The 25,283-nt window shown below is 69.2% G+C and carries 21 protein-coding genes and 1 pseudogene; 10 read left to right on the plus strand and 12 right to left on the minus strand.

Annotated elements, in window-relative coordinates; genetic code table 11:
- Positions 1–2: 2 nt before the first annotated feature.
- The gene (locus ABZ863_RS17705) at positions 3–1,499 is read left to right on the plus strand and encodes a catalase (RefSeq protein WP_358536564.1); all 1,497 of its coding nucleotides are present in this window, start codon (positions 3–5) and stop codon (positions 1,497–1,499) included.
- 454 nt (positions 1,500–1,953) lie between these two features.
- On the opposite strand, the gene ABZ863_RS17710 is transcribed toward ABZ863_RS17705, so the two are convergent.
- Positions 1,954–4,872, minus strand: coding sequence for a M4 family metallopeptidase (locus ABZ863_RS17710; protein ID WP_358536567.1), 2,919 nt, complete (start codon positions 4,870–4,872; stop codon positions 1,954–1,956).
- A gap of 172 nt (positions 4,873–5,044) precedes the next feature.
- Between ABZ863_RS17710 and lexA the strand changes: the two genes are divergently transcribed.
- A complete protein-coding gene (lexA, locus tag ABZ863_RS17715; protein WP_358536569.1) occupies positions 5,045–5,707 on the plus strand; it encodes a transcriptional repressor LexA in 663 nt (220 codons plus the stop codon).
- A 17-nt stretch (positions 5,708–5,724) separates the two neighbouring features.
- On the opposite strand, the gene ABZ863_RS17720 is transcribed toward lexA, so the two are convergent.
- Both ABZ863_RS17720 and ABZ863_RS17725 read right to left on the minus strand, forming a co-directional pair.
- Positions 5,725–7,020, minus strand: a complete 1,296-nt coding sequence (locus tag ABZ863_RS17720; protein ID WP_358536571.1) for a citrate:proton symporter — start codon at positions 7,018–7,020, stop codon at positions 5,725–5,727.
- 150 nt (positions 7,021–7,170) lie between these two features.
- Positions 7,171–8,352 (minus strand): citrate/2-methylcitrate synthase, encoded by a 1,182-nt coding sequence (locus ABZ863_RS17725; RefSeq protein WP_358536574.1) that lies wholly within the window; start codon positions 8,350–8,352, stop codon positions 7,171–7,173.
- Between the two features lie 175 nt (positions 8,353–8,527).
- Here ABZ863_RS17725 and ABZ863_RS17730 point away from each other — a divergent pair, with 175 nt between their 5' ends.
- The gene (locus ABZ863_RS17730; protein ID WP_358536577.1) at positions 8,528–9,601 is read left to right on the plus strand and encodes an isocitrate/isopropylmalate family dehydrogenase; all 1,074 of its coding nucleotides are present in this window, start codon (positions 8,528–8,530) and stop codon (positions 9,599–9,601) included.
- A 2-nt stretch (positions 9,602–9,603) separates the two neighbouring features.
- On the opposite strand, the gene ABZ863_RS17735 is transcribed toward ABZ863_RS17730, so the two are convergent.
- The gene (locus tag ABZ863_RS17735) at positions 9,604–10,341 is read right to left on the minus strand and encodes a maleylpyruvate isomerase family mycothiol-dependent enzyme (RefSeq protein ID WP_358536580.1); all 738 of its coding nucleotides are present in this window, start codon (positions 10,339–10,341) and stop codon (positions 9,604–9,606) included.
- Between the two features lie 41 nt (positions 10,342–10,382).
- On the opposite strand from ABZ863_RS17735, the gene ABZ863_RS17740 reads away from it, so the two are divergent.
- Positions 10,383–11,339 (plus strand): MerR family transcriptional regulator, encoded by a 957-nt coding sequence (locus ABZ863_RS17740; protein WP_358536583.1) that lies wholly within the window; start codon positions 10,383–10,385, stop codon positions 11,337–11,339.
- Positions 11,294–11,436: pseudogene (locus ABZ863_RS17745) on the plus strand (IS1380 family transposase); the annotation flags it as partial. The gene ABZ863_RS17740 and the pseudogene ABZ863_RS17745, both read left to right, overlap by 46 nt.
- Here the strand turns inward: ABZ863_RS17745 and ABZ863_RS17750 are convergent.
- A complete protein-coding gene (locus tag ABZ863_RS17750) occupies positions 11,414–12,190 on the minus strand; it encodes a MerR family transcriptional regulator (RefSeq protein WP_358536782.1) in 777 nt (258 codons plus the stop codon). The pseudogene ABZ863_RS17745 and the gene ABZ863_RS17750 sit on opposite strands and share 23 nt — an antisense overlap.
- A gap of 89 nt (positions 12,191–12,279) precedes the next feature.
- Here ABZ863_RS17750 and ABZ863_RS17755 point away from each other — a divergent pair, with 89 nt between their 5' ends.
- Positions 12,280–13,497 (plus strand): erythromycin esterase family protein, encoded by a 1,218-nt coding sequence (locus ABZ863_RS17755; RefSeq protein ID WP_358536586.1) that lies wholly within the window; start codon positions 12,280–12,282, stop codon positions 13,495–13,497.
- 49 nt (positions 13,498–13,546) lie between these two features.
- Here ABZ863_RS17755 and ABZ863_RS17760 read toward each other — a convergent pair whose 3' ends face one another.
- Positions 13,547–14,728 carry an FAD-dependent oxidoreductase gene (locus ABZ863_RS17760; protein ID WP_358536589.1) on the minus strand — a complete coding sequence of 394 codons (1,182 nt, stop codon included), beginning with the start codon at positions 14,726–14,728 and terminating at the stop codon, positions 13,547–13,549.
- Between the two features lie 110 nt (positions 14,729–14,838).
- On the opposite strand from ABZ863_RS17760, the gene ABZ863_RS17765 reads away from it, so the two are divergent.
- A complete protein-coding gene (locus ABZ863_RS17765) occupies positions 14,839–16,296 on the plus strand; it encodes an NAD-dependent succinate-semialdehyde dehydrogenase (protein ID WP_358536591.1) in 1,458 nt (485 codons plus the stop codon).
- A gap of 83 nt (positions 16,297–16,379) precedes the next feature.
- On the opposite strand, the gene ABZ863_RS17770 is transcribed toward ABZ863_RS17765, so the two are convergent.
- A complete protein-coding gene (locus tag ABZ863_RS17770; RefSeq protein WP_358536594.1) occupies positions 16,380–17,120 on the minus strand; it encodes a TetR/AcrR family transcriptional regulator in 741 nt (246 codons plus the stop codon).
- A gap of 147 nt (positions 17,121–17,267) precedes the next feature.
- Here ABZ863_RS17770 and ABZ863_RS17775 point away from each other — a divergent pair, with 147 nt between their 5' ends.
- The 3 genes from ABZ863_RS17775 to ABZ863_RS17785 are packed head-to-tail and all read left to right on the plus strand — an operon-like array spanning position 17,268 to position 20,228.
- Positions 17,268–18,266: an acyl-CoA dehydrogenase family protein gene (locus ABZ863_RS17775; protein ID WP_358536597.1), complete on the plus strand. Its 999-nt coding sequence runs from the start codon at positions 17,268–17,270 to the stop codon at positions 18,264–18,266.
- On the plus strand, positions 18,250–19,431 hold the full coding sequence (locus ABZ863_RS17780; RefSeq protein ID WP_358536600.1) for an acyl-CoA dehydrogenase family protein: 1,182 nt from the start codon (positions 18,250–18,252) through the stop codon (positions 19,429–19,431). Before ABZ863_RS17775 ends, ABZ863_RS17780 begins: the two co-directional genes overlap by 17 nt.
- Before the next feature lie 8 nt (positions 19,432–19,439).
- Positions 19,440–20,228, plus strand: coding sequence for an enoyl-CoA hydratase (locus ABZ863_RS17785; protein WP_358536603.1), 789 nt, complete (start codon positions 19,440–19,442; stop codon positions 20,226–20,228).
- 9 nt (positions 20,229–20,237) lie between these two features.
- Here ABZ863_RS17785 and ABZ863_RS17790 read toward each other — a convergent pair whose 3' ends face one another.
- From ABZ863_RS17790 to ABZ863_RS17810, 5 genes are all read right to left on the minus strand, one after another.
- Positions 20,238–20,882 carry a TetR/AcrR family transcriptional regulator gene (locus ABZ863_RS17790; protein WP_358536606.1) on the minus strand — a complete coding sequence of 215 codons (645 nt, stop codon included), beginning with the start codon at positions 20,880–20,882 and terminating at the stop codon, positions 20,238–20,240.
- Positions 20,879–21,307 (minus strand): OB-fold domain-containing protein, encoded by a 429-nt coding sequence (locus ABZ863_RS17795; protein WP_358536609.1) that lies wholly within the window; start codon positions 21,305–21,307, stop codon positions 20,879–20,881. Before ABZ863_RS17795 ends, ABZ863_RS17790 begins: the two co-directional genes overlap by 4 nt.
- Positions 21,304–22,467: a thiolase family protein gene (locus ABZ863_RS17800; protein WP_358536612.1), complete on the minus strand. Its 1,164-nt coding sequence runs from the start codon at positions 22,465–22,467 to the stop codon at positions 21,304–21,306. The genes ABZ863_RS17795 and ABZ863_RS17800 overlap by 4 nt, the downstream gene beginning before the upstream one ends.
- Positions 22,468–22,540: 73 nt before the next feature.
- A complete protein-coding gene (locus ABZ863_RS17805; RefSeq protein ID WP_358536615.1) occupies positions 22,541–23,791 on the minus strand; it encodes an amidohydrolase family protein in 1,251 nt (416 codons plus the stop codon).
- A 69-nt stretch (positions 23,792–23,860) separates the two neighbouring features.
- Positions 23,861–25,087, minus strand: coding sequence for a CaiB/BaiF CoA-transferase family protein (locus ABZ863_RS17810; protein ID WP_358536618.1), 1,227 nt, complete (start codon positions 25,085–25,087; stop codon positions 23,861–23,863).
- Positions 25,088–25,283: the final 196 nt, after the last annotated feature.

The following is a 25,283-nucleotide window of genomic DNA, read 5'->3' on the forward strand; positions in this document are numbered from 1 at the left end:
CGATGACCGACGCCCCACGTGCATTCACCACCACCGACGCCGGTATCCCGGTGGAGAGCGACGAGCATTCGCTCACCGCCGGTCCCGCCGGGCCGATCCTGCTGCAGGACGCGTACCTGATCGAGCAGATGGCGCAGTTCAACCGGGAACGGATCCCCGAGCGTCAGCCGCACGCCAAAGGCAGCGGCGCGTTCGGCCGGTTCGAGGTGACCAACGACCTCAGCCAGTACACCAAGGCCGCACTGTTCCAGCCCGGCACCAAGACCGAGCTGGTGGCGCGGTTCTCCACCGTCGCAGGGGAGCGTGGCAGCCCCGACACCTGGCGGGACCCGCGGGGTTTCGCGCTGAAGTTCTATACCTCCGAGGGCAACTACGACATGGTCGGCAACAACACGCCGGTCTTCTTCGTGAAGGACCCGATGAAGTTCCAGCACTTCATCCGTTCCCAGAAGCGGCGTGCCGACAACAACCTGCGCGACAACGACATGCAGTGGGACTTCTGGACGCTCTCGCCCGAGTCGGCGCACCAGGTGACCTGGCTGATGGGGGACCGCGGCATTCCGCGCACGTGGCGGCACATGAACGGCTACAGCTCGCACACCTACATGTGGGTCAACGCCGAGGGCAAGCAGTCGTGGGTCAAGTACACCTTCAAGACCGACCAGGAGCCGGAGTTCTTCACCCAGCGCGAGGCCGACCAGATGGCCGCGACGGACACCGACTACCACATGCGTGACCTGTTCGAGCACATCGCGGCGGGCGACTTCCCGAGCTGGACGATGTACGTGCAGATCATGCCGTACGCCGACGCCGAGAACTACAGGTTCAACCCCTTCGACCTGACCAAGGTGTGGCCACACGGCGACTACCCGCTGATCGAGGTCGGCCGCATGACGTTGAACCGCAACCCGACCGACAACCACGCAGAGATCGAACAGGCCGCGTTCCAGCCGAACAACCTCGTGCCGGGCATCGGGCCCAGCCCGGACCGGATGCTGCTCGCGCGACTGTTCTCCTACGCCGACGCCCACCGCTACCGCATCGGCGCCAACTACCAGCAGCTGCCGGTCAACGCGCCGATCGTGCCCGTGCACACCTATTCCAAGGACGGCGCCATGGCCTTCCACAAGAGCACGGACCCGGTGTACGCGCCCAACTCCAAGGGCGGCCCCGTGGCCGACACCATGTGGTACGGCAGCCCGCCGACCTGGGAGACCGACGGCAGGATCACCCGGTCCGCCTACGTCTCCCACGCCGAGGACGACGACTGGGGCCAGCCGGGGACGCTGGTGCGCGAGGTGCTGGACGACGCCGCCCGCGACCGGCTCGTCGACAACGTGGTGGGCCATTTGCTCAAGGGCGTCACCGAGCCGGTGCTGCAGCGTGCGTTCGAGTACTGGCACAACATCGACCCGGACATCGGTGAGCGGATCGAGCAGGGCGTGAAGACGGAGCGGAACTCCAAGGCCGGGCAGAAGGCCCGCCGCCGTCGGCATTGACACCGGCGCCGCCCGGTGGCGGTCCGGCCACCGCGGCCCCGCTGCCGTCCATTTCCTGAATTATTGTGGCGGCCATGCGAGCGGGGTCGAGTGGGGACGAGCCGGGCCGTGCCGGGCGGCGGCGACCCCGGCTGCCAGCTCTGCCCTGATGCTCGTCGCCGGTGTGGTGGCGCTGCTCGGTGCGCGGAAGGCAAACCGGGGCCGATCGTTCCCGCGCTCACCCTCGAGATGCTCTTCGTGACAATCATGATCATGGACGGCATGGAGATGGCCAGCGGCGCGATTCATCCTGCTGGTGCTGGGTTTCGCGCAGACGGCAGTGGCGTGGGTGGCCTACCTCCTCGACCTCCGGCCGCCCATGCCGTTCGGAGCACCGGCACCGCAACCGGGTCAGCACGGCTGGTGAGCTGACCACGGGGAAACGGTGGGGCCGGGATGTCCCGGCCCCACCGGGTCAGCGCACCGTCACCGTACGGCTCGGCGAGATCGACCCGAGGTAGCTCGAGTTACCGGACCGGTAGACGACCCGGTACTCCCAGCTGGCGACCGGCCTGCGGGTGAACGAGTACGCGCCACCGGTTCCGGTGTAGCCCGTCGCCACCAGTGACCAGGTTGACGTACCCTTCCGCCTGCCCTCGAGCCGGATGGCCCAGCCCTTGTAGGCGACACCGTTGTCGGAACGGACGACCTTCCCGCTGATCTTCGTCGAGCCGCCGCGGTTGATCGTCGTCGGCGATGCGGTCACCGAGATCCGGCCACCCACCAACCTCTTCGACACCGACGGTCCCGCACCGGCCGCGCTGTACGGCGTGAGCTTGAACGTGTAGCTGTACCCGGAATTGGCCAGCCCCGTGACCACCCTGCTGGTGGCCGTGGGGCTGATGTTGTCGATGGTCCTGGTGGACGAGACCGACGTGATCGTGAGCTTGTACTTCGTCAGCCCGCCGTTGCCGGGCCACAACGGCGCGGTCCACTTCAGCGTCGCCGTGCCCGGTGCACCCGTGCCGGTGTAGGAACGCGGCTCGCTCGGCGCGCCGCTCCCGCAGGCGTACAGGTTGACGTTGTCCAGGTTCCAGCCGTCGAGGAACACCTGCGGGTCGGCGGTGATCCGCCAGCGCAGCTGCACCGACTTGCCTGCCAGGGAGCTGAGGTCGAGACGGCTGGCGGCGTAGCCGTGCGTGTCCCCGCCGAAGCCGCGGTACGTCGCGGCCGGTGTGCCGTCGGTGTTGTACGGGTTGATGGTCCTCGGCACGACGCCGCTGCTGTCCCACGGCAAGCTCATCGCGCTCAGCCAGGTCTTGCCGTCGGTCGAGTACTCGACCCGGCCGCCTGCCCAGTGCTCGCGCTGCGGGTACATGGAGTCGCCCGGCCAGTAGGCCAGCAGGAAGTTGTGGTCGAACCGGAGATAGGTCCTGACCCCCGAGGGGACCAGGAAGGACTTCGTGATCCTGGCGTAGGTGTTCGACGGCTCGCCAAGGGCGCGGTCGGGTTCGAGACCGTACAGGCTCCGGGTGCCGCCCTTGGCGTAGCCGGTGGCGAGCCCCCACATACCCGAGGTCACCGACCAGTTGGTGCCCAGCGTGTCGCGCTCGAACGTGTCGAGGAACAGGTCCCGCTTGGCGGAGGTGGTGCAGCCGACAGGTGCCTCCGGTGCCTTCGCGTCGGCGCTGACCGGGTCCTTGTTCATTTCCGTCGCCGTGACGGCCTTGCTCACCTCGGCACAGTCGGCACTGCTGACGGCGCCAGAGCCGACGAGGTTCGTGCACGCCTGCGGCAGCACCCCGTACAGGTCGAGGTAGTCGGCGCCGGAGGTGAGCATCGTCAGGGCCCGGTAGTAGATCTTCGCGGCCTTCGTGTAGCCGAGACCCGAGATCGTCTGCCCGTTGAACGTGCGGGTGCCCGGCTCGGAGATCAGGTACGCCGCCTTGTTGCCGACGCCGGAGTTGTCGTGCACACCACCGTTGTCGAAGTCGTTCTGGCTCCAGGTCGGGGCGTGGTAGTACGGGCTGGTCATCCGGTCCGGTGCGTCGTAGACGCCGGGGTCGGCCATACTGCGCAGCGCACCGGTCGGCGCATCCTCGCCGAGCAGCCACGGCCGGGACGGCCCAGCATCGCGGTTGTTCGTGAGGTCGACCAGCTCGCCGAAAACGTCCGACATGGACTCACTGATCGCGCCGGACTGGTACCAGTACGAGAGGTTCGCGGTCCTCTCCGTGACACCGTGGGCCAGCTCGTGGGCCACGACGTCGTCGGCGCGGGCGAAGCCGTTGCCGAGATAGATTCCGTTGCCGTTCCAGAAGGCGTTGGCCATCGGACAGCTGGGGTCGAAGGTCGTGGGCAGGCAGTAGCGCACGGTCGCGCGGATCTTGCGACCGTCGGCACCCGTGCTGCCGATGAGGGCCGTCAGGTCGACCCCGAGCTGGGAGGCGAAGAAGTCGGCGGTGTCGCCGATGTGCTCATAGGCGTCGTTGACCTCGGCGACCGCGCTGGGCGTGCCGCCCTCGGAGCGGGCCGCGCCGGAAGTCGTACAGGACGCCAATGTCGGCTGGCCGTTGGTGAGGGTGTCGCGAACGTTGCTCCGGTCGCAGACCACCCGGTCGGCGTGCGCAATCTGGTTGTACTGCAACGCAATACCGCCCCGGACCCTGTCGACGAGCACCACCTGCCGGACGTGCGCAGGGCCGGTGACCTCGACCCTCCACACCGGAGTCAGCCCGGTCTTCCCGCCGGGGCCGAGCAGGGCGGGGTCGTAGAGGAAGGGCTCGGCCTCACTAGCCAGCAGGCCACTCCGCGCGAGGTGGTGGGCCCGTGCCGTCACAGCGATGGCCGCCTGCTGCGCCCGCGCGGCCGTGACGGTGAGCTTGTCGCCGGCCGGTGCGAGCGGCGTGGTCTCGCCGTTGATCGACTCCAGGTTGCCGGAGGGGTCGAGGGACACGGCAAGCTCGCCACCGAAGACCGGCACGCCGTCGATGGTCTGCTGGAACCGCACCACCGAGTCGTTGCCCGCCGCGCGATGCGCGTCCGTGGCCACGACGTCGACGCCGTCGTTCTGCAGGCCCCACAGCGCGCCGTACCGCTGAAGGTGGGCGGCCGCTGCGCGTGCGGGGGAGGCGGACTGGATGCCGGCGAGGCGGCGTACCGGTTTGCCGCTCTCCGCGCCGACGAAACGGACGGTGCCCCGGTCGTCACGGCGGACCGTGACCGCACCGGCGGACTGGCTGCGCAGGTCCCGCTCGGCGGCTGCAGCGGCGGCGGCCGACGGGTCGGGTCCGGGTGCTGGCGGCTGCGCCACGGCGGTAGCGGGCCAGAAGGCGAGGACACCGCAGGTGAGCGACAGCACTGTCGCAACCGCGATGGTTCTGGCAGTACGCAAGGAGATCCCCTCGGTGGTATCGATAGACCAAGCCTGGTGTCTGATCTCCTACCTAAGCGATCAAGGCCGCGAAACGTTACATCCTGGGCAGAACTGTTACGCACTGGTCAGCCCCCTGTTGAGACAGAGTCCGGTGGTTGGATTGTGGGTGCCTACCTCTACCATTCCCCGGGTGACCGCCTACGACGATCTTGATGTGTTCGAGCACCTGGACGCCTCGGCCCTGCCGCTACGTCAGCAGCGGATCCTGGTCACGATCCGGGACTGGGTGGTCAGGTACGGGTACCCGCCGAGCACCCGTGAGATCGGTGAGGCCGTGGGTCTTCGGTCCTCGTCGTCGGTGTCGAAGCACTTGGCGAGCCTTGAGGAGAAGGGGTTCCTGCGGCGCAGCACGACGATGTCCCGGCCGATCGACGTGCGCGACTTCCTGCGGGAGTCCGCCACGCGCGAACCGGCTGCCGACTCGGTGCCCGTGCCCGTCGTGGGTGACATCGCCGCGGGGAGTCCCATCTCGGCCGACGAGCATCTCGACGACGTCCTGACGTTGCCCCGCGAACTCACCGGGCGGGGCAACGTCTTCGGGCTGCGCGTGCGCGGCGACTCGATGATCGACGCCGCGATCTGTGACGGCGACATCGTCGTGGTGCGCCAGCAACCCGAGGCCCATTCGGGCCAGATCGTCGCCGCGATGATCGACGGCGAGGCGACCGTCAAGGTGTTCCGCCGCCGCAACGGCCACGTCTATCTCGAACCGCGCAACCCGGACTACGACGTCATCGACGGCGATGAGGCGGTGGTGCTGGGCACCGTCGTCTCGGTGCTGCGCAGCGTCTGAGACCTGGGTGGTCGAGGTCAGCTGACGCCTATCGCACCGGTCAGCACCGCGAACCCGATCCAGGCGAACGAGCCGAGGATCACCCACAGCAGTGCGAAGCGCTGGAACTCGCCGAGGTCCTTTTTGACCAGTCCGAGCAGCACCCACAGCGGCGCGGAGGCGGGGCCGACCGAGTGCAGCATCTGCCCGATGACACCGGCCCGCGCGATCTCGTAGGGCTCGATCCCGAACTGCCCAGCGGATTCGGCAAGCACAGGTAGTACGCCGAAGAAGTAGGCGTCGTTGGACATGAAGAAGCTGAGCGGCAGGCCGATCACAGCGGTGAACAGCGGGATCAGGTTGCCGAGCGAATCCGGCACCGCGGAGAGCAGAGCTTGCGCCATGGCGTCGACCATCCCCGTCTCGGACAGGATTCCGGTGAAGATTCCGGCGCCCAGCACGAGCATGACCACGGGGACGGCGGATGCGGCGTGCCGCCTGATCACTTCGCCCTGATCGGCGAGGCGAGGGTGGTTGGCCAGTAGGGCGATCACGAACCCGCCCATGAACAACGTGACCAGCGGCGCGACGCCGGTGATGAGCAGGACCAGCAGCAGCACGGTCAGTCCGGCGTTGAACCACAACCGCCAGTTCCTGGCGCCGACCCGGTCGGGATCGCGCTGCGCGATCTCGGCCGCGAGCTCCGCGATCACTGCCTGATCGATCCGCCTGCGCTGGCGGCGGCCGAGTACGTAGGCGATTCCGATGATGACAAGCGCGGTCAGTGCGAGCGATGGGATGATCGGCACGAAGTAGTCCGAGGCGTCGAGGTGGAGCACGCTGATCGCGCGGGTCGCCGCCCCGCCCCACGGCGTCGAACCCGAGACAGCGCCGAGGCTCATGGTCGCGATCGTGGCGATCACCAGCGGATTCATGCCGATCCGCCGGTAGATCGGCAGGAAGGCCGAGCAGATGATCATGTAGCTGGTGGTGCCGTCGCCGTCGAGTGCGACGAGCAGGGACAGTACGGCGGTGCCGACGCAGATGCGTACGGGGTCGCCATTGGACAATCGGATGATCCCGTTGGAGATGGGATCGAAGAGCTTGGCGTCCATCATCACGCCGAAGTAGAGGACGGCGAACAGCAGCAGGATGCCGGTCGGTGCAACCGTTTCGATGCCGGCCATGGCCATCTCGCCGAGGTCGCCGCCCCGTCCCGCGAGGATCGCCGTCGCGACCGGCGCCGCGATGATCGCGACGAACGCCGTCGCGTACTTGCGCATCACGAGCGCCATGAAGGCGCCCAGGGTCAGGAAACCGAGTACGGCGAGCATCGTTGCTTCTCCAAGTGCGGGGGGCGAAAGGCCTCGGCGGCCGAGGCGAACAAGCGGTGCGGGGGTCAGGGGCGGGTGCACCTTGATTGGGCACGACCGACGGCGGGCCGCTACAGCAGCGGCCGCTCGGCGGCGAGTTCGACCGGTGGGTCAGTGTGTGCCGGCCTGCTCCTCGACAGCGTGGGCGATCCAGCCCGCAGTGCGGCCGAGGACGAAGATGGCTTCTCCCGCGCCACGCACCATGTCGTGGGCGTAGCACAGTGCGCCGAGTGCGAACTCGACGTTCGGGTGCTCGTCGTTACGGTTACGGACGAGCTCGATCACGTCCCGCACGATGCGCAGCCGCGACGAGTCCACTGTGCTGTCGGAGAGCAACTCGTCGAGCAGGAACGCCGCGCGGGGATCCGCGTGCACGTAGCGCGGCTGGCCGAAGCCGGGCAGCGAGCCGCTGCGGCGGAGGTGCTCGGAGACCGCGGCCGCGACGTTCGCCGGTTCGCCGATGTCGTCCAGCAACCCGTGTACGGCCAGCGACGAGCCACCATGCTTGAGGCCGCTCGCCACGCTCATTCCGGTCAGCACCACCGAGTATGGATCGGCGTCGACCGAACCCGCCAGCCGCACCGCGCGTGTGGACGGTGCGAGCCCGTGGTCCGCGACGAGAACCAGTGCCTGGTCCAGCAACCGGACGCCTTTGGGGCGGGCGATTGCCGAGGTCAGCCGGGGCCACAGGGCAGTAGCGAACGAATGCCGGCCCGCGGGTTCCGGGCGTTCACCCCGCAATGGCAGGCAGCGGACCAGTGCGTCCAAAAGGGACCTGGCAACGGCCAGCACTGCGTGCGCCGACAAGTCGTAGCGCAGTGTGTCCACCGCGGCGAGACCGGCCGTGGCGACTTTCAGGCGGTCCAGCGGCAGGCACTGGGCTGGCAGCGGCAGCGCGGCGACCTCCTCGGGGAGTTCGGCGACCGCGCGCCACGTGGGCGGTTCCCCGTCGTGCCCGCGCCACAGCCATTCCGCGGCCTGCTCGAACGTGCCCGCGCGGGCCAGCTCCACCGCGTCGCGGCCCCGGTAGAGCAGTTGGTCGTCGACGATCGCGGTGACTTCGGTGCGGTTCGTGGGCGCCTTCCGGCCCGCCTGCTGGGCACGGTCGCCCCTGGCCATCGCCTCGACATCGGTCCGGCGGAACCAGCTCTGCCTGCTACCCGGTTTCAAGGCGCGGGTCAGCTGCCCCCGGCTCACGTAGGCGTACACGGTCTGCCGCTGCACGCCGAGCAGTTCCGCGGCCTCGTCGGCCGTCAGCAGCTCGGTGTCGGCGCCGATCCTCGTGTGCGCCATCGCATCAGCCTCCTCGCTCGGCGATGGCGAAACGGTACGGTCGCCACTTGAGGTTGTCAACGTTGTTCGTCAATGTTGACAACTTCGGCAGGGTTGATCCACGCTGGGCGGGTCGCGGGTGCTGAAGCCGGCCCACGACGACACTCGCGCGGTCGGCTTCAGCTGAGGAGCGTCGATGACAACCACCCCACACAGCCACGAGATCGCCCTGATCCCCGGTGACGGCATAGGCCCCGAGCTCGTCGACAGCGCTGTGCGGGTGCTCACCGCGGCTGCCGGGTCCGATGTGGACCTACGTTTCACCACAGAGGACGCGGGGGCGGACACCTACCGCCGCACCGGTGCCGCGCTCAGTGACGAGACCTTCACCAGGCTGCGTGGCTACGCCGGGATTCTCAAGGGGCCGGTCGGCCTGCCGTCCGTACGCAAGCCGGACGGCACCGAAGCCGGACTACTCGGCGGCATCCTCCGCGGTGGGCTGGACACCTATGTCAACGAACGGCCGATGACCCTGCTGCCCGGGATCGACCGGCCACTGCGCAGCACCGAGGACATCGACTACGTGATCGTCCGTGAGAACACCGAGGGCCTCTACCTCGCCCGCGGCCTCGGCGTCGGCAACGACCACGCCTGCGCCGACCAGCTGCTCATGACCCGGCCCGGCGTCGAGCGGGTCGTGCGCTACGCGTTCGAACTCGCCCGCAGGCGCGGCGGTGCGCCCGCCGACGGAGTCCGGCGCGTCACCTGCGTCGACAAGAGCAACGTCCTCCGCAGCTACGCCTTCTTCCGGCAGATCTTCGACGAGATCGGTGAGCAGTACCCCGACATCGAACGCGACTACCGCTACGCCGATGCCGCCGGGCATGATCTCGTCGCGAACCCGTCCCATTTCGACGTACTGGTGATGGAGAACTTCCTCGGCGACATCCTCAGCGATGTCGGAGCGGCGACCATCGGCGGACTCGGAATGTGCCCGGCAGGCAACATCGGCGACAGTGCCGCCTACTTCGAGCCGATCCACGGCAGCGCGCCGACGATCGCCGGCCGTGACCTCGCCAACCCCACGTCCCAGATCCTCGCCGCGGCCATGCTCGCCGAACATCTCGGAGAGGCGACCCTGGCGGGCCGGGTCCGCGCCGCCGTGCGCGCCGCCTACGCGAGCGGGCACATCCGCGTCCTGCCCAACGGATCCCCGGCATCGGGCACCAAGGCTGCCACCCAAGCCGTCATCGACGCATTCGACAGCTGACCTCACGCCGCCGTGTGCGCCAGCCAGTGGTCGGCCAGCTCGCGGTCGCCGCTGATCGTGACGTGGCTGGCAGGCAGCCGCCGGGTGAGTACCAGCAGCAGGTCCCGGATGGGACCGGCCAGCGTCGCGTCCGCGGTGTCCGTCGCATGCGCCCACCGGACGCCGTCGGGGGTGCGGGTGATCAGCCAGCCCACGCCGGTGTCGGTGCGGAACTGGAGGGTCTGGCCGGTGCCGCGCAGTGCGGCGAAGGCTGGTTTCAACGTCGTCGTGACCGGGTCGGACAGGACCTCCAGCCATTCGCTGATGGCGTCGGCCGCGAGGTCCGGTGCCACCTCGAACGTGGTAGCCGTGGCGAGCGCCGCGTCGGCGTTGTGCACGATCGTGTCGTGGAGCATCCGGCGCAGCCAGAACGCCGCCGGGCGCGGACCGAAGAACGTCCACACCGGACTCTCGCCGGCGGCCGGCACCGCGGCGGCGAGGTCCGCGGCGCCCTTGTGCAGCCAGTCGGACCATTCGCCCGGGGAGCCGGGGTCGGCGTCGAACGGGTCCGGCAGCAGGGTCGGCCCGGACCGGACGATGTCCGCGGCCCAGCGGTGCGCCTGTCCGATGTGTCCGACCAGCACCCGCAGCGGCCACTCCGGACACGTGGGCACCCGAGCGTCCGGGTCGGCGCCTGCCACCGCCTTGGCGAACCCGGCGGTGTGCTCGTGCAGTCCCTCGGTAAGTCGTGCGATGTCCATGGCCGTACCGTAGAAACTCCACTCGGCTGGAGGTTCAACCGATGGTGACCGGAGACACACTCGGGATCGGCGACCTGGCGCGGCGGACCGGCGTGCCCGTCCGCACGATCCGCTTCTACTGCGACGAAGGGCTACTGGAGCCCGCGCGCAGCGTCGGTGGGCACCGCCGGTTCGACGCGGCCACCGTCGACCGGTTGAACCTGGTCCGGCGGCTACGCGGGCTCGGGTTGGGTCTTCGGTCGATCACCGATGTCCTTGCCGGCCAACGTTCCCTCGACGACGCCGTGGCCGCCGAGCGGGCCGCGCTCGACCGCGAGGTGGCGACGCTGGCCTGGCGGCGCTCGGTGCTCCGCGCGGTCGAGGAGGCGTCACCCACCGACCGCGTAGTCCGGCTCGAGCTGCTGTCCGCGGTGCAGGACGGGTTCGCCGCGCACGACACCCTCGTCCGTCTCTGGCGCCCGATGACCACCGGACCGATCCCGCGGGACACGGTCCGCATGTTCCTCGACATCAGCGTGCCGCAGCCGCCGGAGCTGCCGACCCCGGCGCAGGTCGTCGCGTACGCCGAGCTGGTGCTGCTCGCCGCCGACCCGGCACTCGCCACCCAACTGCGGGCCAGCACGCTCGTCAACCACGACCGGATCGCCGACCTCGGCGCGCTCCACGCCGCCGTCGCTGCGGCCTGCGAGCTGGCGTTCCCGCAGGTGGCGGCCGGAACTCGGCCGAAGCCGGGGCCCGCACTCGACCGGTTCGTCGCGGCCCACGCTGCCGCGCTCGGTGCCCGTGACACCCCGGATTTCCGGCACGCGCTGAACAAGCGCACCGCCGCCGACCGGCACCCGCGGTTGCGCCGCTACTGGCACCTCGCAAGCGAGATCACCGGCGAACCCGCGCCGGTCGGCGTCACGCACACGTGGCTGCTCGACGCCCTGGACCGCTCGGTCAGCCCGCCAGCTCGCTCGCCACGACCATCAGTACCGACACTGCCGCGCCGGTGATCGCCGGTCTGCGGCTGCGGGCCGGTAAGACCGAGTCGGCGAAGGGGCGGGCCGGATGGTCGTCCAGGCTATCGTCACCGCACGGGTGGCCGGGGTGACCCGTGAGACTCCCCAACCGCCAACGGCTCTGCGCGCTGGACATGAACGCGGGACGCACGCGGCTGATCGAGCATGGTGAGGTAGGTGTCGAGCTGGGCCGCGCCGGCGAGAAGGGCGCGGCTGCGTGTGGTCAGCCGGTCCTGCCAGGAGTCGAGGAACGCGGTCAACGCGTCGGCCCCGCCCGCCTCGCGCAGTGACTCGATGAACTGCGCGGCCTGGTGCAGCAGGTAGCCGCCCCGGCGCAGCTGTCGTGTGATCTCGGCGTCGCGTACGCAGTCGGGTCCGTATTGGCGGTAACCCGTAGCCCGGTCGCGTTCGGGGCGCAGGATGCCCTCGGTCTCCCAGGTGCGCAGCGTTGCCGGGTGCACGCCGAGCCGGCGTGCGAGTTCGCCCACGGTCAGCGGTCGACCGGTGACAGGGGTCGGTGTCGTGGTGGACAGGCTGCCGAGGGCCGTCGCGACTTCGGTGCGGGTACCGCGTTCGGCGAGCAGCGCGACGTGTGCGGCGTCGATGAGCCGGTAGGCGGACTCGGTGTCGCTTCGGTTGGTCGCGCGCATGATCTCCATTGCCTGCTGGTGCCCGTGGCCACGGCGCAACGCGAGGAAGGCGCGCAGGGCCTGCGCGTGCAGGGGCGTGTAGCGCCGGTAGCCGGTTTCGCTGCGCTCGGTCGGCGGGAGGATGCCCGCGTCGTCGTAGTTGCGGATCGCCTGTGCGGACAAGCCGTGTTCCCGGGCGAGGTCGATGGGTCGCAGTGTGCACCTCCGATTGAGGCTTCAATGTAACGAACGCAGGTAGACGTCGCGGAAGTTTCACACGAACCTTCAACGATACGGTCGAAGGCATGTCTGCTACAGCACTACGCGAGATCGGCCGCCAACTCGACGATCCGGCAAGCCTGGGCCGTGCCCTCGACGAACTGCTCGCCGCGCGGACCGAGCCGCCGACCCTGCTCGCCCTCGGCGAGCCGACACACGGGATCGAGGCGTTTCCGTTGCTGCGCAACGAACTCCTCGGTCACCTCGTCGAACGGGGGTATCGGTCGATCGTGCTGGAGACCGATGTCCTTGCCGCGTCCATTGTCGACGACTATGTGGCCGGGGCAACGGCGGAGATCGACACGGTGCTCGCGACCGGGTTCAGCCACGGGTTCGGCGCCGTGCCGGGCAACCGCGAACTCGTCGAATGGCTCCGCGAGCACAACGCCGATCGCGCGCCGCAGGACCGGGTTCGCTTCTATGGCTTCGACGCACCGACGGAGTACTCAGCCGCGCAAAGCCCGCGACGCGCACTGTCCTCGGTCACCGGCTACCTGCCGGTCGCGCTGCGGCCCGAGTCGGTCCGCGACCTCGACGCGCTACTCGGCGAGGACGCGGACTGGACCAACCAGGCAGCCATGTTCGATCCGGCAGCGTCCATCGGCGACTCCGACCGCGTTCGCGCCCTGCGCATCGTCGCCGACGACCTCGCCAGCACATTGCGCCGCGCGGCACCCGGCCTGCGCCCCGCCGACCCGGCCGGCTACGCCCACGCCATCGCGCATGCGCGCACCGCCCAGGGCCTGCTGCGCTATCACGCGGCCATGGCCAGTCCCGCACCCGACCGCATCGCGACCTTGCTCAGCCTGCGCGCCGAGATGATGGCCGACAACCTGCTCGCGATCGTCGCGCAGGAGCAGCGACGCGGACCGAGCCTGGTGTTCGCGCACAACGTGCACCTCCAACGCACGCAGTCCCACATGCCGGTCGGCGAGGACGACGTGAGCTGGGGCAGCGCCGGCGCGCTCGTCGGGCTCACCCTCGGCGAGCGCTACACGTTCCTGGCAACCGACGCCAACCCCCACAGCGCCCCAGGTACCCTCCAAGGCCTGTTGGCCGAGGCGACCACCACCCGACGCGCCCTGTTCCCAGCACAGGCCCTGCGCGCCGCGCTTGCCCAGTCGACCGGCACGGGCAAACCGATCGTGCCCGGCCACATCCCGCTCAACCCGGCGGACGTGGACGGCGCCGACGCGGTCATCTTCATCGCCGACACCGACGGAAACCGGCATCAGTACTGGTAACCACTCTCGATACCCCTCGTAGGCGCGCCCGTGCGGGCCGGGCGCCAGGTCATGGTCGACGCGTCGAGTCGTCGGTAGGCGTGAGGAGGAGCTTCCGGTAGGGCAGGATGCGCGCGGGCGCGTTCCAGCCGAGCACCGCGGTCGGCTCGTCGTCCTTGCGGTACAACGCGACGAACCGGTCATCGCCGAACGAGCCCTCCTCGGCGCTGACCTCGGCGCCGTCGGGAATGACGCCGTGTACCTGGATCTTGACGCTGTACTGGTCTGTCCAGAAGTACGGCAGCGGCGAGAACGGTGTGACGTTGCCGTGGAGCAGGTTGCGTGCCGCGGAGCCGCCCTGCTCGGTCGCGTTCAGCCGATGCTCCAGGCGCATGCGCCTGCGGTAGCGGGGGTTGAGCCACGATGCGACGTCGCCCGCGGCGTAGACACCTGGCGCGGCCTGGCAGTACTCGTCGCATTCGACACCGTCGTCGAGCGCCAGCCCCGACGTGCGCAGCCAGTCCACGGCCGGCTCGGCTCCGATGGAGACGAGGACACAGTCAGCGGGCACGACCGTGCCGTCGGACAGGGCGACCGCATTCACCCGGCCGCTCTCGCTGCGCATGCCGGCGACGTCGACGCCTGTACGCAGGTCGACGCCGTGATCGCGATGCAGCCGCGCGATGGCCGCCGCGACCTCGATACCGACCTGCCGGAGCATCGGCTGCGCCAGGGGGTCGACCACCGTGACGTCGAGGCCCATGCCGCGCGCGGAGGCTGCCACCTCCATGCCGAGGAACCCGGCGCCGACGATGACCACCTTGCCTCCGGCCAGAAATGCGGCGCGCAGCGCGAGGACATCGGCATGACCGCGCAGCACGTGCACACCCTCCAGCCGGTGCCACTCGGGTAGCCGGCGTGGCCGAACACCGGTGGCAATGACGAGGCCGTCGAAGGCGAGTGCGGAACCATCGTCCAGTCGCACCACGCGCTCGGCGAGGTCGAGGTCGCGAGCTCGCCCGTGGTGTAGGCGGATGTCCTTCTCGTCGTAGTGCCCGCGCTCCCGAAGCGTGGTGCGGTCGTGCTCCCATTCACCGGCGAGGACCTGTTTGGACAGTGGAGGCCGATCGTAGGGAAGCAGCGGCTCCTCGCCGACCAGCAGCAGTGATCCGTCGTATCCCTCGCGGCGCAGCGACTCGGCCGCCGCGACACCGGCCGCTCCGCCGCCCACCACAACGACGCTGTTCAGCACAGGCCGACGATTCGGCCCCGGCGGCCGCTTCGGCCATACCGTGCGACCGGGCATGCGATTCTCCCTCCATAGTGGACTCAAGCCGAGTTTGCTGTGCTACCGTCGGAAATATGGACAACGCGCGCGGCGGCCGTACCCTGTTCATCGCCGGTGAGTGGTGCGAAACCGGCGACGGGCGGACGTTCGAGGTCACCGATCCGAGTAACGGCAAGGTCATCGGACTCGCGGCGGACGCGGGTGCCGCCGAGACGGAGCGAGCCGTTGCGGCGGCGAAGGCCGCATTCCCCGGCTGGAGCCGCGCGACGGCCTACCAGCGCGCCGACGTTCTCCGCGCGGCGCACGTGCTGATGGTCGAACGGCGCGAGGAGCTCGCCCGGCTGATGACCGAGGAGCAGGGAAAGCCGCTCAAGGCCGCTCGTAACGAGGTGCGCTACGCCGCGGACTTCCTGGAATGGTTTGCCGAAGAGGCGAAGCGGGTGTACGGCAGGACGATCCCGTCCGCCCGCGCCGATCAGCGTTTCCTGGTCACGCGGCAGCCGGTGGGTGTGGTCGCGGGGATCACGCCATGGAACTACCCGATCTCGATGATCACCCGCAAGGTGGCGCCCGCGATCGCGGCGGGGTGCACGATCGTTCTCAAGCCCGCCGAGCAGACGCCGTTGTGCGCCGTCGCGGTGTTCGACATCCTCGCCGAGGCCGGCCTGCCCGCTGGCGTCGCCAACCTGGTCACCACCAGCACACCCGAGCCGGTCGCCGACGTCCTGCTGGACTCGCCGGACGTCCGCAAGCTCACCTTCACCGGCTCCACCGAGGTGGGGAAGCTGCTCGCGGGACGCGCCGCGGCGACGATGAAGCGGGTCTCGATGGAGTTGGGCGGGCACGCGCCGTTCCTCGTGTTCGACGACGCCGACCCGGTGCACGCCGCGAAAGGCGCTGCACTGGTCAAGTTCCTCAACGCGGGGCAGGCATGCATCTGTCCGAACCGGATCTACGTGCACCGGTCCATCATGGAGCCATTCTCGGCGGCGCTCGTGGAGCGTGTGGGGCGGCTGCGCGTCGGGCCGGGCAGTCAGGACGGTGTGGACGTGGGCCCGCTGGTGGACGCCGCGGCGATCGAGAAGGTACGCGGCCACGTGCGGGATGCGGCGGCCAAGGGCGCTCGCGTACTGGTGGGCGGGGAACGTCTCGACAGCGGCGAATTGGCCGACGGCACGTTCTTCGCGCCGACCGTGCTCGCCGACGTCGACAGCACGATGCGGATCTACCGTGAGGAGACGTTCGGTCCGGTTGCCGCGCTGATCCCGTTCGACCACGAGGACGAGGCGATCGAGCTCGCGAACGACACGGAGTACGGCCTGGCGTCCTATGTGTACACCCGGGACCTCGGTCGCGCCGTCCGGGTGTCCGAGGCCTTGCGGTTCGGGATCGTCGGGGTGAACGACATCAACCCCACCGCGGCCGCCGCACCGTTCGGCGGCGTCGGCGTCAGCGGGCTCGGCCGCGAGGGCGGCGCCGAGGGCATCGACGAGTACCTGGACGTCAAGCTCGTTGGACTCGCTGTGCCCTGAGAGCGACCGGCAATAGGGGCTGTCGTTGCGAGCGGGGATCAGCGTGGATGAGCCGCAAGGCGGACGAGGGAGCCATGACGGAGTCATGGTGACTGAGGCCAACGCAGCGGATCGCCACGCTGGCCACGCGCAGCAGACATCGCCCTATTACCGGTTGCTCTGAGAGCGACGTCCTCCGGGACGAAGCCGTGGGCGCAGAATGTCCAGACCTCATCGGCTGTGAGGGGATGCGTTGGCTCATTGTCACCCCTTCTGTTGGACTGGGCGTTGAACATCACGGTCTGCATGATCAGCGCGGCCATGCGCCGGGGTCTGACATCGGCGCGAAGGAGCCCGGCTTGCGCCGCGTCGGTGAGCAGCTCGGCGAGGGCAGTGAGCAGGGGCGCGTGTGCGGTCTTGACCTCCGCCGGGTGGGACACCAGCAGTCGCGGGGCGAAGTCGGTGAACAACGGACGCTGTGCCGTCGGGCTGACGCGCGAGAGCTCGAACAGCAGCCGGACGGCGACCTCGAGCCGCTCCAGCGGGTCGGTGTGCTCGCTCGCCGCGGCGCGGATCCGCTGGGCGGTGTGGCCCAGTGCGTCCTCGAACAGCGCGAGCAGCAGCTCGTGCTTGCCGTCGAAGTGCAGGTAGAAGCTCCGCAGTGACTGCCGGGAGTGGTCGACCACCTCCTGCACCGTGAAGTCCGTGGTGCCCTTCTCCGACATGAGTACCTGCGCCGCGTCGAGGAAGCGTTCCACGCGCTGACCGGCACGGATCTTCGCGGCCTGGGTGGAGCGCTCCACAGCGCGCTGCTTCCAGCCCGGCTCTTCGGTCGCACTACCCACCAGCCGACCCGTCCTCTACGTCAGAGGGCGACACTTCGCCGCCGAAACTATTACTATCGATTTTGGAGAATGATATTCTCGAAGTGTGGGTGTCGCAACGCGTACGAGGAGGCAAGCCGATGGTGGGCAACCTTGCCGGAGGCCGGCATGCTCTGTGAACTCAGCCCCGATCAGCGGATGTGGCAGGCCACGGTTCGGGACGTCGTGGCGAAGGAGTGCCCGCCGGCACTGGTCCGGGGCGTTGTCAGCGGCGATGCGGACCCGGCTCTGCCGTGGCGCGTCTACGTCGATCTCGGCTGGACAGAGCTCACCGATCCCGCCGACGCCGTGGAGCTCGCGATCGTGCTGGAGGAGCTCGGCAGGGCCACCGATCCGACGCCTTACCTGGCCACCCTGACGCAGTTCGCGCCGCTGGCGCCCGGCGTCGCCGCGCCGGGGCAGGCCGGCACCGCTGTGTTCGGCGGCGTGAGCGCGCAGCATGACGGCGACGGCTGGGTGCTCGACGGCACCGCGCGGTACGTGCTCGACGGCGACCGCGCCGACTGGCTCGCGGTCGTCACGGAAGCGGGTGTGTTCACGGTCCCCGCCAGCCGGGTCAGCGCCAAACGTGTTCCGGTGTTCGATCCGGTGCTGCACATCGCCGAGGTCTCGTTCCCGCAGGTCCGGGTCGGCGACAGCGACCGGAGCACGGCCGACGCCGAACGTGCCCGGCACGTCGCGCTCACCGGGCTGGCCCTGACGATGGTGGGGGCCTGCAGTCAGGTGCTGGACCTGACGCTGGAGCACGTGCGCACGCGGCGCCAGTTCGACGTCCCCATCGGTTCGTTCCAGGCCGTCAAGCACAAGGCTGCCGACATGCACGTCGCCGTGGAACGGGCACGGGCGCTGGCCTACTTCGCCGCGCTCACCATCGCGGCAGACGACCCTCGCAGGCGAGTCGCGGCGGCAATGGCGAAAGCCGCGGCGGGCGAATGCCAGTCGGTCGTGTTCGCAGGCGGTCTGCAGCTGTTCGGGGCGATGGGCTTCACCTGGGAGAACGACCTTCAGTTCGCGTTGAAACGGGCCAAGGCGGGGGAGTTGTTGCTGGGGAATGCGGCGGAGCATCGCGCACTGATCGCGAAGGAGTGCCATGCGGTTGAGCTTTGACCCCGAGGTGGAGGCGTTCCGCGAGGAGTTCGTCGCGTTCCTCGATGCGAACCTGCCTTCGGAGGCGGAGGCCACCGAGCGGTCGTCGTCCAGCTCCCACGTGCCGCAGTGGGCGCGGCGGTGGCAGCGGTTGCTGTTCGACCACGGCTGGCTGCTGCCCGGCAACCCGCCGGAGTTCGGCGGCCGCAACGCCACGATCCTGCAGCAGTACGTTCACCTCGACGAGCTGACCCGGCGGCGGATCTACCACAGCTTCAACCCGCAGGGCGTCGGGATCATCGCCGCCTCGCTGTTGTCGTTCGGCTCAACAGAGCAGAAACAGCAGTGGGCGGTTCCCATTCTGCGGGCGGAGATCACCGCGTCGCTCGGCATGAGCGAGCCCGGCGCGGGCTCCGACCTCGCCGGCCTGCGTACCCGCGCCACGCTCGACGACGGGGGAGACCACTTCGTCGTGAACGGACAAAAGATCTGGACCTCTGGTGCACATGACGCGGACGTGCTGCTGACTTTTGTGCGGACCGACCCGGATGCGCCCAAGCACAAGGGAATCAGCGTTCTGCTGATCCCGGCCGACACGCCGGGCGTGACCCGGCGGCCGTTCGCATCGCTGATCGGCCCGGACGAGAAGGACTTCAACGAGGTCTTCTTCTCCGACGTGTGGGTGCCGGTGGCGAACCTGGTGGGGCCGCTCAACGACGGGTGGCGGGTGGCCAACGGGTCGCTCGGGCATGAGCGGACGCTGCTGTGGCTCAGCTTCGCGGAGCGACTCGGCGACCTGATCCGCGACGTCCAGCCGCGTGGGGCGCTCGACCGCGACAGTTACGCCACCGCCGTGCTCGACGCCTACGCGTTGCGGCTGCTCGGATCGGCGGCGCTGGCGCGCGCGGCCCGCGGCGACGAGGACGTCGCGTCGCTGTCGGTGCTGAAGTTGCTCGGCTCCGAGGCGGTGCAGCGGGCCAGTGAGCGGGCCCTGTCCTCGGCCGGTCCCGACGGCCTGACCCATCCGGCCAGCACGGCGCCGTTCAGCCACCTGCACCTCGAGGCCTTCACCGCGAGCTGGTTCGAGCGGTACGCGCGCAGCTTCGCCGGCACGATCGCAGGCGGGACCTCGGAGATCCAGCGCAACATCATCGCCGAGCGCGTGCTCGGGCTGCCACGAGGGTAAGGAGTCCAATGTCCTACATCCGCTACGACGTCGCCGACAAGATCGCAACCATCACCCTTGACCGGCCCGAGGCAGCCAACGCGCAGAACGCCGACTTCCTGGACGAGCTGGACGCCGCGTGGACCACGGCGGCCGGTGACCAGGACGTCGTGGTGATCGTGCTGCGCGCGGAGGGCAGGCACTTCTCGGCTGGGCACGACCTCAAGGACCGGACCTGGCCGCAACCCGAGCAGATCACTCTGGAGTGGATCTACCAGGTCGAGGCCCGCCGGTACCTGGAGTACACGCTGCGGTGGCGCAACGTGCCGAAGCCCTCGATCGCGGCCGTGCACGGGCGCTGCATCTCAGGCGGGTTGATGCTGTGCTGGCCATGCGACCTGATCATCGCCGCCGAGGACGCGTTGTTCTCCGACCCGGTCGCGATGATGGGTATCGGCGGGGTCGAGTACCACGGGCACACCTGGGAGCTCGGCGCCCGCAAGGCGAAGGAGATCCTCTTCACCGGCCGTCCGGTGACGGCGGCGGAGGCCGAGAAGGCCGGCATGGTCAACCGTGTGGTGCCAAGGGACCGGCTCGAGACCGAGACCACCCAGCTGGCCAGCCGGATCGCCGCGATGCCGCCGTTCGGACTTCGCCAGGCCAAGCGCGCCGTGAACCAAACTCTTGACGTGCAAGGCTTCTACGCCGCGATCCAGTCCGTTTTCGACATTCACGAGACCGGCCACGGCAACGCCCTCAGCGTCACCGGCTATCCCATCCTCGCCAAACTCGACGATATGAAGGCGAAAATGGAGTAACGGCACAACCTACCCGGGGCCGTTGAGGGCTGTGAGGCAGAACCGCCACACGTTGTCGGCCAGCGTCGCCGCGTCGGGTTCGCCAAGGCCGAGCACCAGCGTGTGGTAGGCCGATGTGACCATCGACGTGATGAGGTGGGCATCCCACTCCAGGTCGGTGGGAGCAACCAGACCGGCCTCCGCCGCGTCGGCGATCAGTTCGCGCACCACCGCCTCGTACGGTTTTCGCGTGGCCGCGATCGTCTCCGGGCTGGTCATTGTGATACGCATGTGCTCGGTCGCGACCGCCCGGCTGAGCGGCTCGGCCTCCGGGTGCCACTCCAGCGGCCAGGTCACCACCATCCGCAGCCGCGCCAGCGGATCGTCGGTGGCGTCCACAATGTACTGCCGGATCCGCGGCGCCGCACCGCTGACCGAGGTGGTGAAGACCTCCAGCAGGAACTCCTCCTTGTTCTGGAAGCACCGGTAGAACGTCTTGATGGCGACACCGGCCCTGCGCACGAGCTCCTCGATCGTGTAGGACGAATCGCCGCGTTCGAGCAGCAGCCGCTGGCCTGCGGTGATCAGCTTGGTCCGCGGCCCGAGGTAGCCGTCGTGCGCGGGAGGCACGGCATACCGTGCCATATGCATTGCCCAGCCCGGCTCTGCGTTCACACCGCAAGCGTATCCGGGGTCCCGCCGGCAGGCCGGAACACGGGGATCACGACATCCGGCCCGATCTCGGTGAACGCGACCTCGAGCCGCATCCTCAGCTCCAGCCGCTCGGCGCCGACGACGGTCGAATGCACCAGCGGACCCTCGTCGAGTTCCACCACCGCGACGTTCGGTGGCGGGTCGGCGAACGAGGTCGCGTACCGCTGGTGCACGACGGTCCAGCTGTGCAGCCTGCCGCGTCCGCTCGCCTCGGCCCACACCATGCCGGCCATGCCGTGGCGCGGGCAGCTGCCTGCGGGCCACACCGTGTGGCCGCAGGTCGTGCAGCGGAATACCAGGTAACGCCGCGAGCGGCAGGCGTGCCAGAACTCCGCGTCCGCCCGGTCCGCGACGACGTCCCCGGGGAACGGGCGTGGTGTACTCACCGTGGCCTCGCCAGCACCAGTGCCACATGCGCCCACGAACCGTGTATCCCGCCGTTACCGCCGCTGCCGCTGACGAGGCACAGCTCGGCGTCGGGTACCTGGTTCGTCGGAGCCTCGCCGCGAACCTGCAGGATTCCCTCCGACAGCGGCGTGAAGCCGGTGGCGTAGAAGCCGGAGTGCTGCCCGCCGCCGGTGTTGGTGGGCAGTGTCCCGGTAGGACTGGTGTGTCCGTCGCGGACGAACGCGCCGGCCTCGCCTTCCCCGCAGAATCCGTACTCCTCCAGCTGAAGGAGCGTCGCGATGGTGAACGGCGCGTAGAGCTGCGCGACGGAGATGTGCTCCGGCCCGACACCGGCCTCGCCGAAGGCTCGCCGCGCCGCATCCGGCGCCGCGCCGAAGCGTTCGACCATTGTTCCGCCCCACCAGTTGGTGATGTTGTGGCCGCAGCCGGCCCCGGCCACCTCGACCGGGGTACCCGCGCAGTCCACCGCGCGCTCTGCCGAGGTGAGCACGATGGCGACACCACCGTCTGTCGGGCGCGAGCAGTCGAGCAGCCGCAACGGATCGACGATCATCCGGGACGCCTGATGGTCGGCCACCGTGATGGGCTCGCCGTAGCCGACCGCGCCAGGCCGGACGCTGCCGTAGGCGCGCTCGACCACCGCGACAGCGGCGAGGTCCTCCGAAGTCCCGCCGTAGGTGTCGAGATAGCGCCGGGCGCCCAGCGCGTAGACCGCGCCGGGGCCGACCAGCCCGTACAGGTAGGGGTAGCCGTAGCTGTACCCGCCGATGTCGGATCTGCCTGCTGCGCCGTGGTTCTGCTCCAGCCGCGGCGCGTTGCCGGTGAACGCCTCCCCGTACACGCTCAGCACGTACTCGGCCTGCCCGGTCGCGATGAGCCCGGCGGCGACCACCACCGACAGGGCGGGCGTGGCGCCGCCCGAGCTCAGCGCGAACGACGACCTCGGGGAAAGACCGGCGTAGCGCAGATCCTCGGGCAGCGCGCCGAAGCAGATGCAGGTGTCGATCTGCTCGCGGCGCAGGCCCGAGTCGGCGAGCGCCGCGTCGATGGCCTGGCGGCGCAGTTCCCTCGGCGCGATACCGAGCCGCCTGCCCTGATCGGTCATGCCGAGCCCGACGATGGTGGCGTTACCGGTCACGGACCCACCTCGCTGCGCTCGGCGTGCCCGCGACCGGGCGGTACTGTGCTCATTGGTTCGCTCGCAAGCTCGCTCACGCCATGCCGTCCGGCACCGGCAGTTCGGCGGTGTCGGACGGGGTGAACTGGAACAGCCGCTCGGCGTTGCCGCGCAGGATCTTGTACTGCACCGCGGGGCTCATCCCGGCGAGCCGGTCGCGCGCGAGCTTGATCGAGTTCGGCCACGTGGTGTCCGAGTGCGGGTAGTCGGTCTCGATCATGACGTTGTCCTCGCCGATGAGATCGAGGTTGCCCAGCCCGGCGACGTCGTCGATGAAGCAGCCGTAGACGTGGTCGCGGAACGACTGCCGGATGTCGAAGTTGAGGTAGTCGATCGTGTGCGAGCCACCGTCGGTGCGCTGCTGTTTGCTGCCCTTGCCGGGGTCGTAGTCGACGCCGCGCTGGAACCAGAAGCGCTGCTTGTCGATCACCTGCTCGGCCCGCTCGAGGAAGTACGGGATCCAGCCGATGTTGCCCTCGGCGAGTGAGATCCTGAGGTTGGGGAAGCGTTCGAACACGCCGCTGAACAGCCAGTCGAGCATCGTGCCCGACGTCCGCACCGCACCCCAGGACAGGTTCGCCATGAAGTTCGTGTTCGAGTTGATCGAGGGGATCTGCGACGACGAGCCGACGTGCATGCAGATCACCACGCCGCATTCCTCGGCCGCGCGGAAGAACGGGTCCCAGTAGCCGCTGGGGTCGTTGATCGTCGGCAGGCCGAGCGGCTCGGGATTCTCGCTGAACGCGACTGCCCGCACACCGCGCTCGGCGACCCGCCGGACCTCGGTAGCCGCCTTTTCGGGGTCCCAGAGCGGGATGAGGGTGAGCGGGATGAACCGGCCGGGCGCCGTCGCGCACCACTCGTCGACCATCCAGTTGTTGTAGGCCTCGATGCACGCGAGGCCGAGTTCCTTGTCCTCGCCGCGGTAGAAGGTCTGGCCGCAGAAGGCAGGGAACGTCGGGAACGTCATCGACGCCAGGATCCCCGCCTGGTTCATGTCCTGCACGCGGGCAGCGGCGTCGTAGCAACCGGGCCGCATCTCGTCATAGCCCAAGGGGTCCGGGCTGATGAGGCTCTTGTCCCTGCCGACGGTTGCCGACAGCCCGCTGGCGCGCTGCTGCTGGTCGAGGTAGTGCCAGGTCCCCTTGCCGTCCTCGCCGATGACGAGCTTCGGACCGCGGTCACGGAAGCGTTCGGGGAGCCAGGTCTGCCACAGGTGTCCTGGTTCGAGGACGTGGTCGTCGACCGAGATGAGCCAGTTCAGCTCCGGTGCGGTTGCCGTCATGGGTGTCCGTCCTTTCTGCTGTGTGGTAGGAGAGCGAGGATTACGTCCACAATGGAGGCCGGCTCGTGGTCATGCGAGCACGCCCGCGTCCTTGAGCTCCGCGATGGCCGCCCAGTCGTAGCCGAGCTCGAGCAGGACCTGTTCGGAGTGTTGCGCGTGCTCGGGTGCCCGGCCCAGCCCGGGAACGTGCTCGTCGAACTGCACCGGCGCGCTCACGAGCTGGACCTCGGAACCGTCGTGGTCGACCGGCACGGCGTAGCCGTTCTCGACGACCTGCGGATCGGTGGCCGTTTCGAGCATCGACCGCAGCACTGACCACGGCGCGGCGAAGTCGGCGAAGCGCTTCTCCCACTGCGCGAGTGCCGCACGGGCGAAGGTCGCCTCCAGTTCGGCGACGCAGTCGGCGTAGTTGGCGGAACGGGCCGCCGCGTCGGTGAACCGCTCGTCGGTGCGGAGGTCCGTGCGGCCGAGGTACTGGCACAGTCCGGGCCACCACCGGTCGGACTCGATCATCATCAGCGCGATCCACCGGCCGTCCGATGTCCGGTACGACCGGGCGATCGGGTTCGTCGAGCGCCCGGTCAGAGTGGGGAAGTCATGGCCGAGCCGCCAGCTGTGCAGGATCGCGCTGGAATGCTGCCACAGCGCGGAGCCGAGCAGGGAGACGTCGACGAGCGCGCCCTGACCGGTACGTTCGCGGCGGAACAGGGCAGCGGCGATGCCGAACGCGAGGTTCATCGCGCCTGCCTTGTCGCCGAACGCAGGCGGCTGCGGCAGCGGCCGCTCGGCATCGTCGGCCGTCAGGGCGGAGGCGATGCCGCTGCGCATCCAGAACGAGGTGAAGTCGTACCCGCCGCGGTCGGCATCCGGACCACGCGCGCCCTGGCCGGTCGCCCTGGCGTAGATGATGCGCGGATTGCGGGCCCGCACTGTGTCCTCGTCGAAACCGAGCTTCATCCTGGCGGGGCCGCGGAAGTTCGTGACGAAAACGTCGGCGCGGTCGACCAGCCGCATGAGCAGGTCCTGACCACGCGGCGCGCGCAGGTTCAGTCCCATGCTCCGCTTGCCCCGGTTGGTCTGCTCCGTGATCACGTTGACGCCGCCGACCATCGGGACGACGCCGGCGGAGGCGAGCCCGCGCTGCGGATCGCCGGCGACAGGATCCTCGATCTTGAGCACCGACGCGCCGAAGTCGGCGAGTACCGCCGCGGCAGCCGGTGCGAACGTCCACTGTGCTACTTCGAGGACCTGGACACCGTCGAAGACAGGCGAGGGATCACCGGGCACCGCTCGCATGGTTTTTCTCCTCCACATTGAGGGGTCCGAAGCAGCGGAAACAAGGTTCTCCGGTATGGAGACAGAACTTCACGGTAGCGAGTAGAAGCTCGTATGTCCATAAGCTGGTTTAGGCACCGTGTCCTGGCGGTTGGGGAAGTAGAAGGCTGCTCTCCGATGTCGGCTAGGTTGAATTGGAGAAGGTCATTCTCTTGAC

It is taken from the genome of Saccharomonospora sp. NPDC046836 (assembly GCF_040645195.1).
Taxonomy (GTDB): Bacteria; Actinomycetota; Actinomycetes; order Mycobacteriales; family Pseudonocardiaceae; genus Prauserella_A.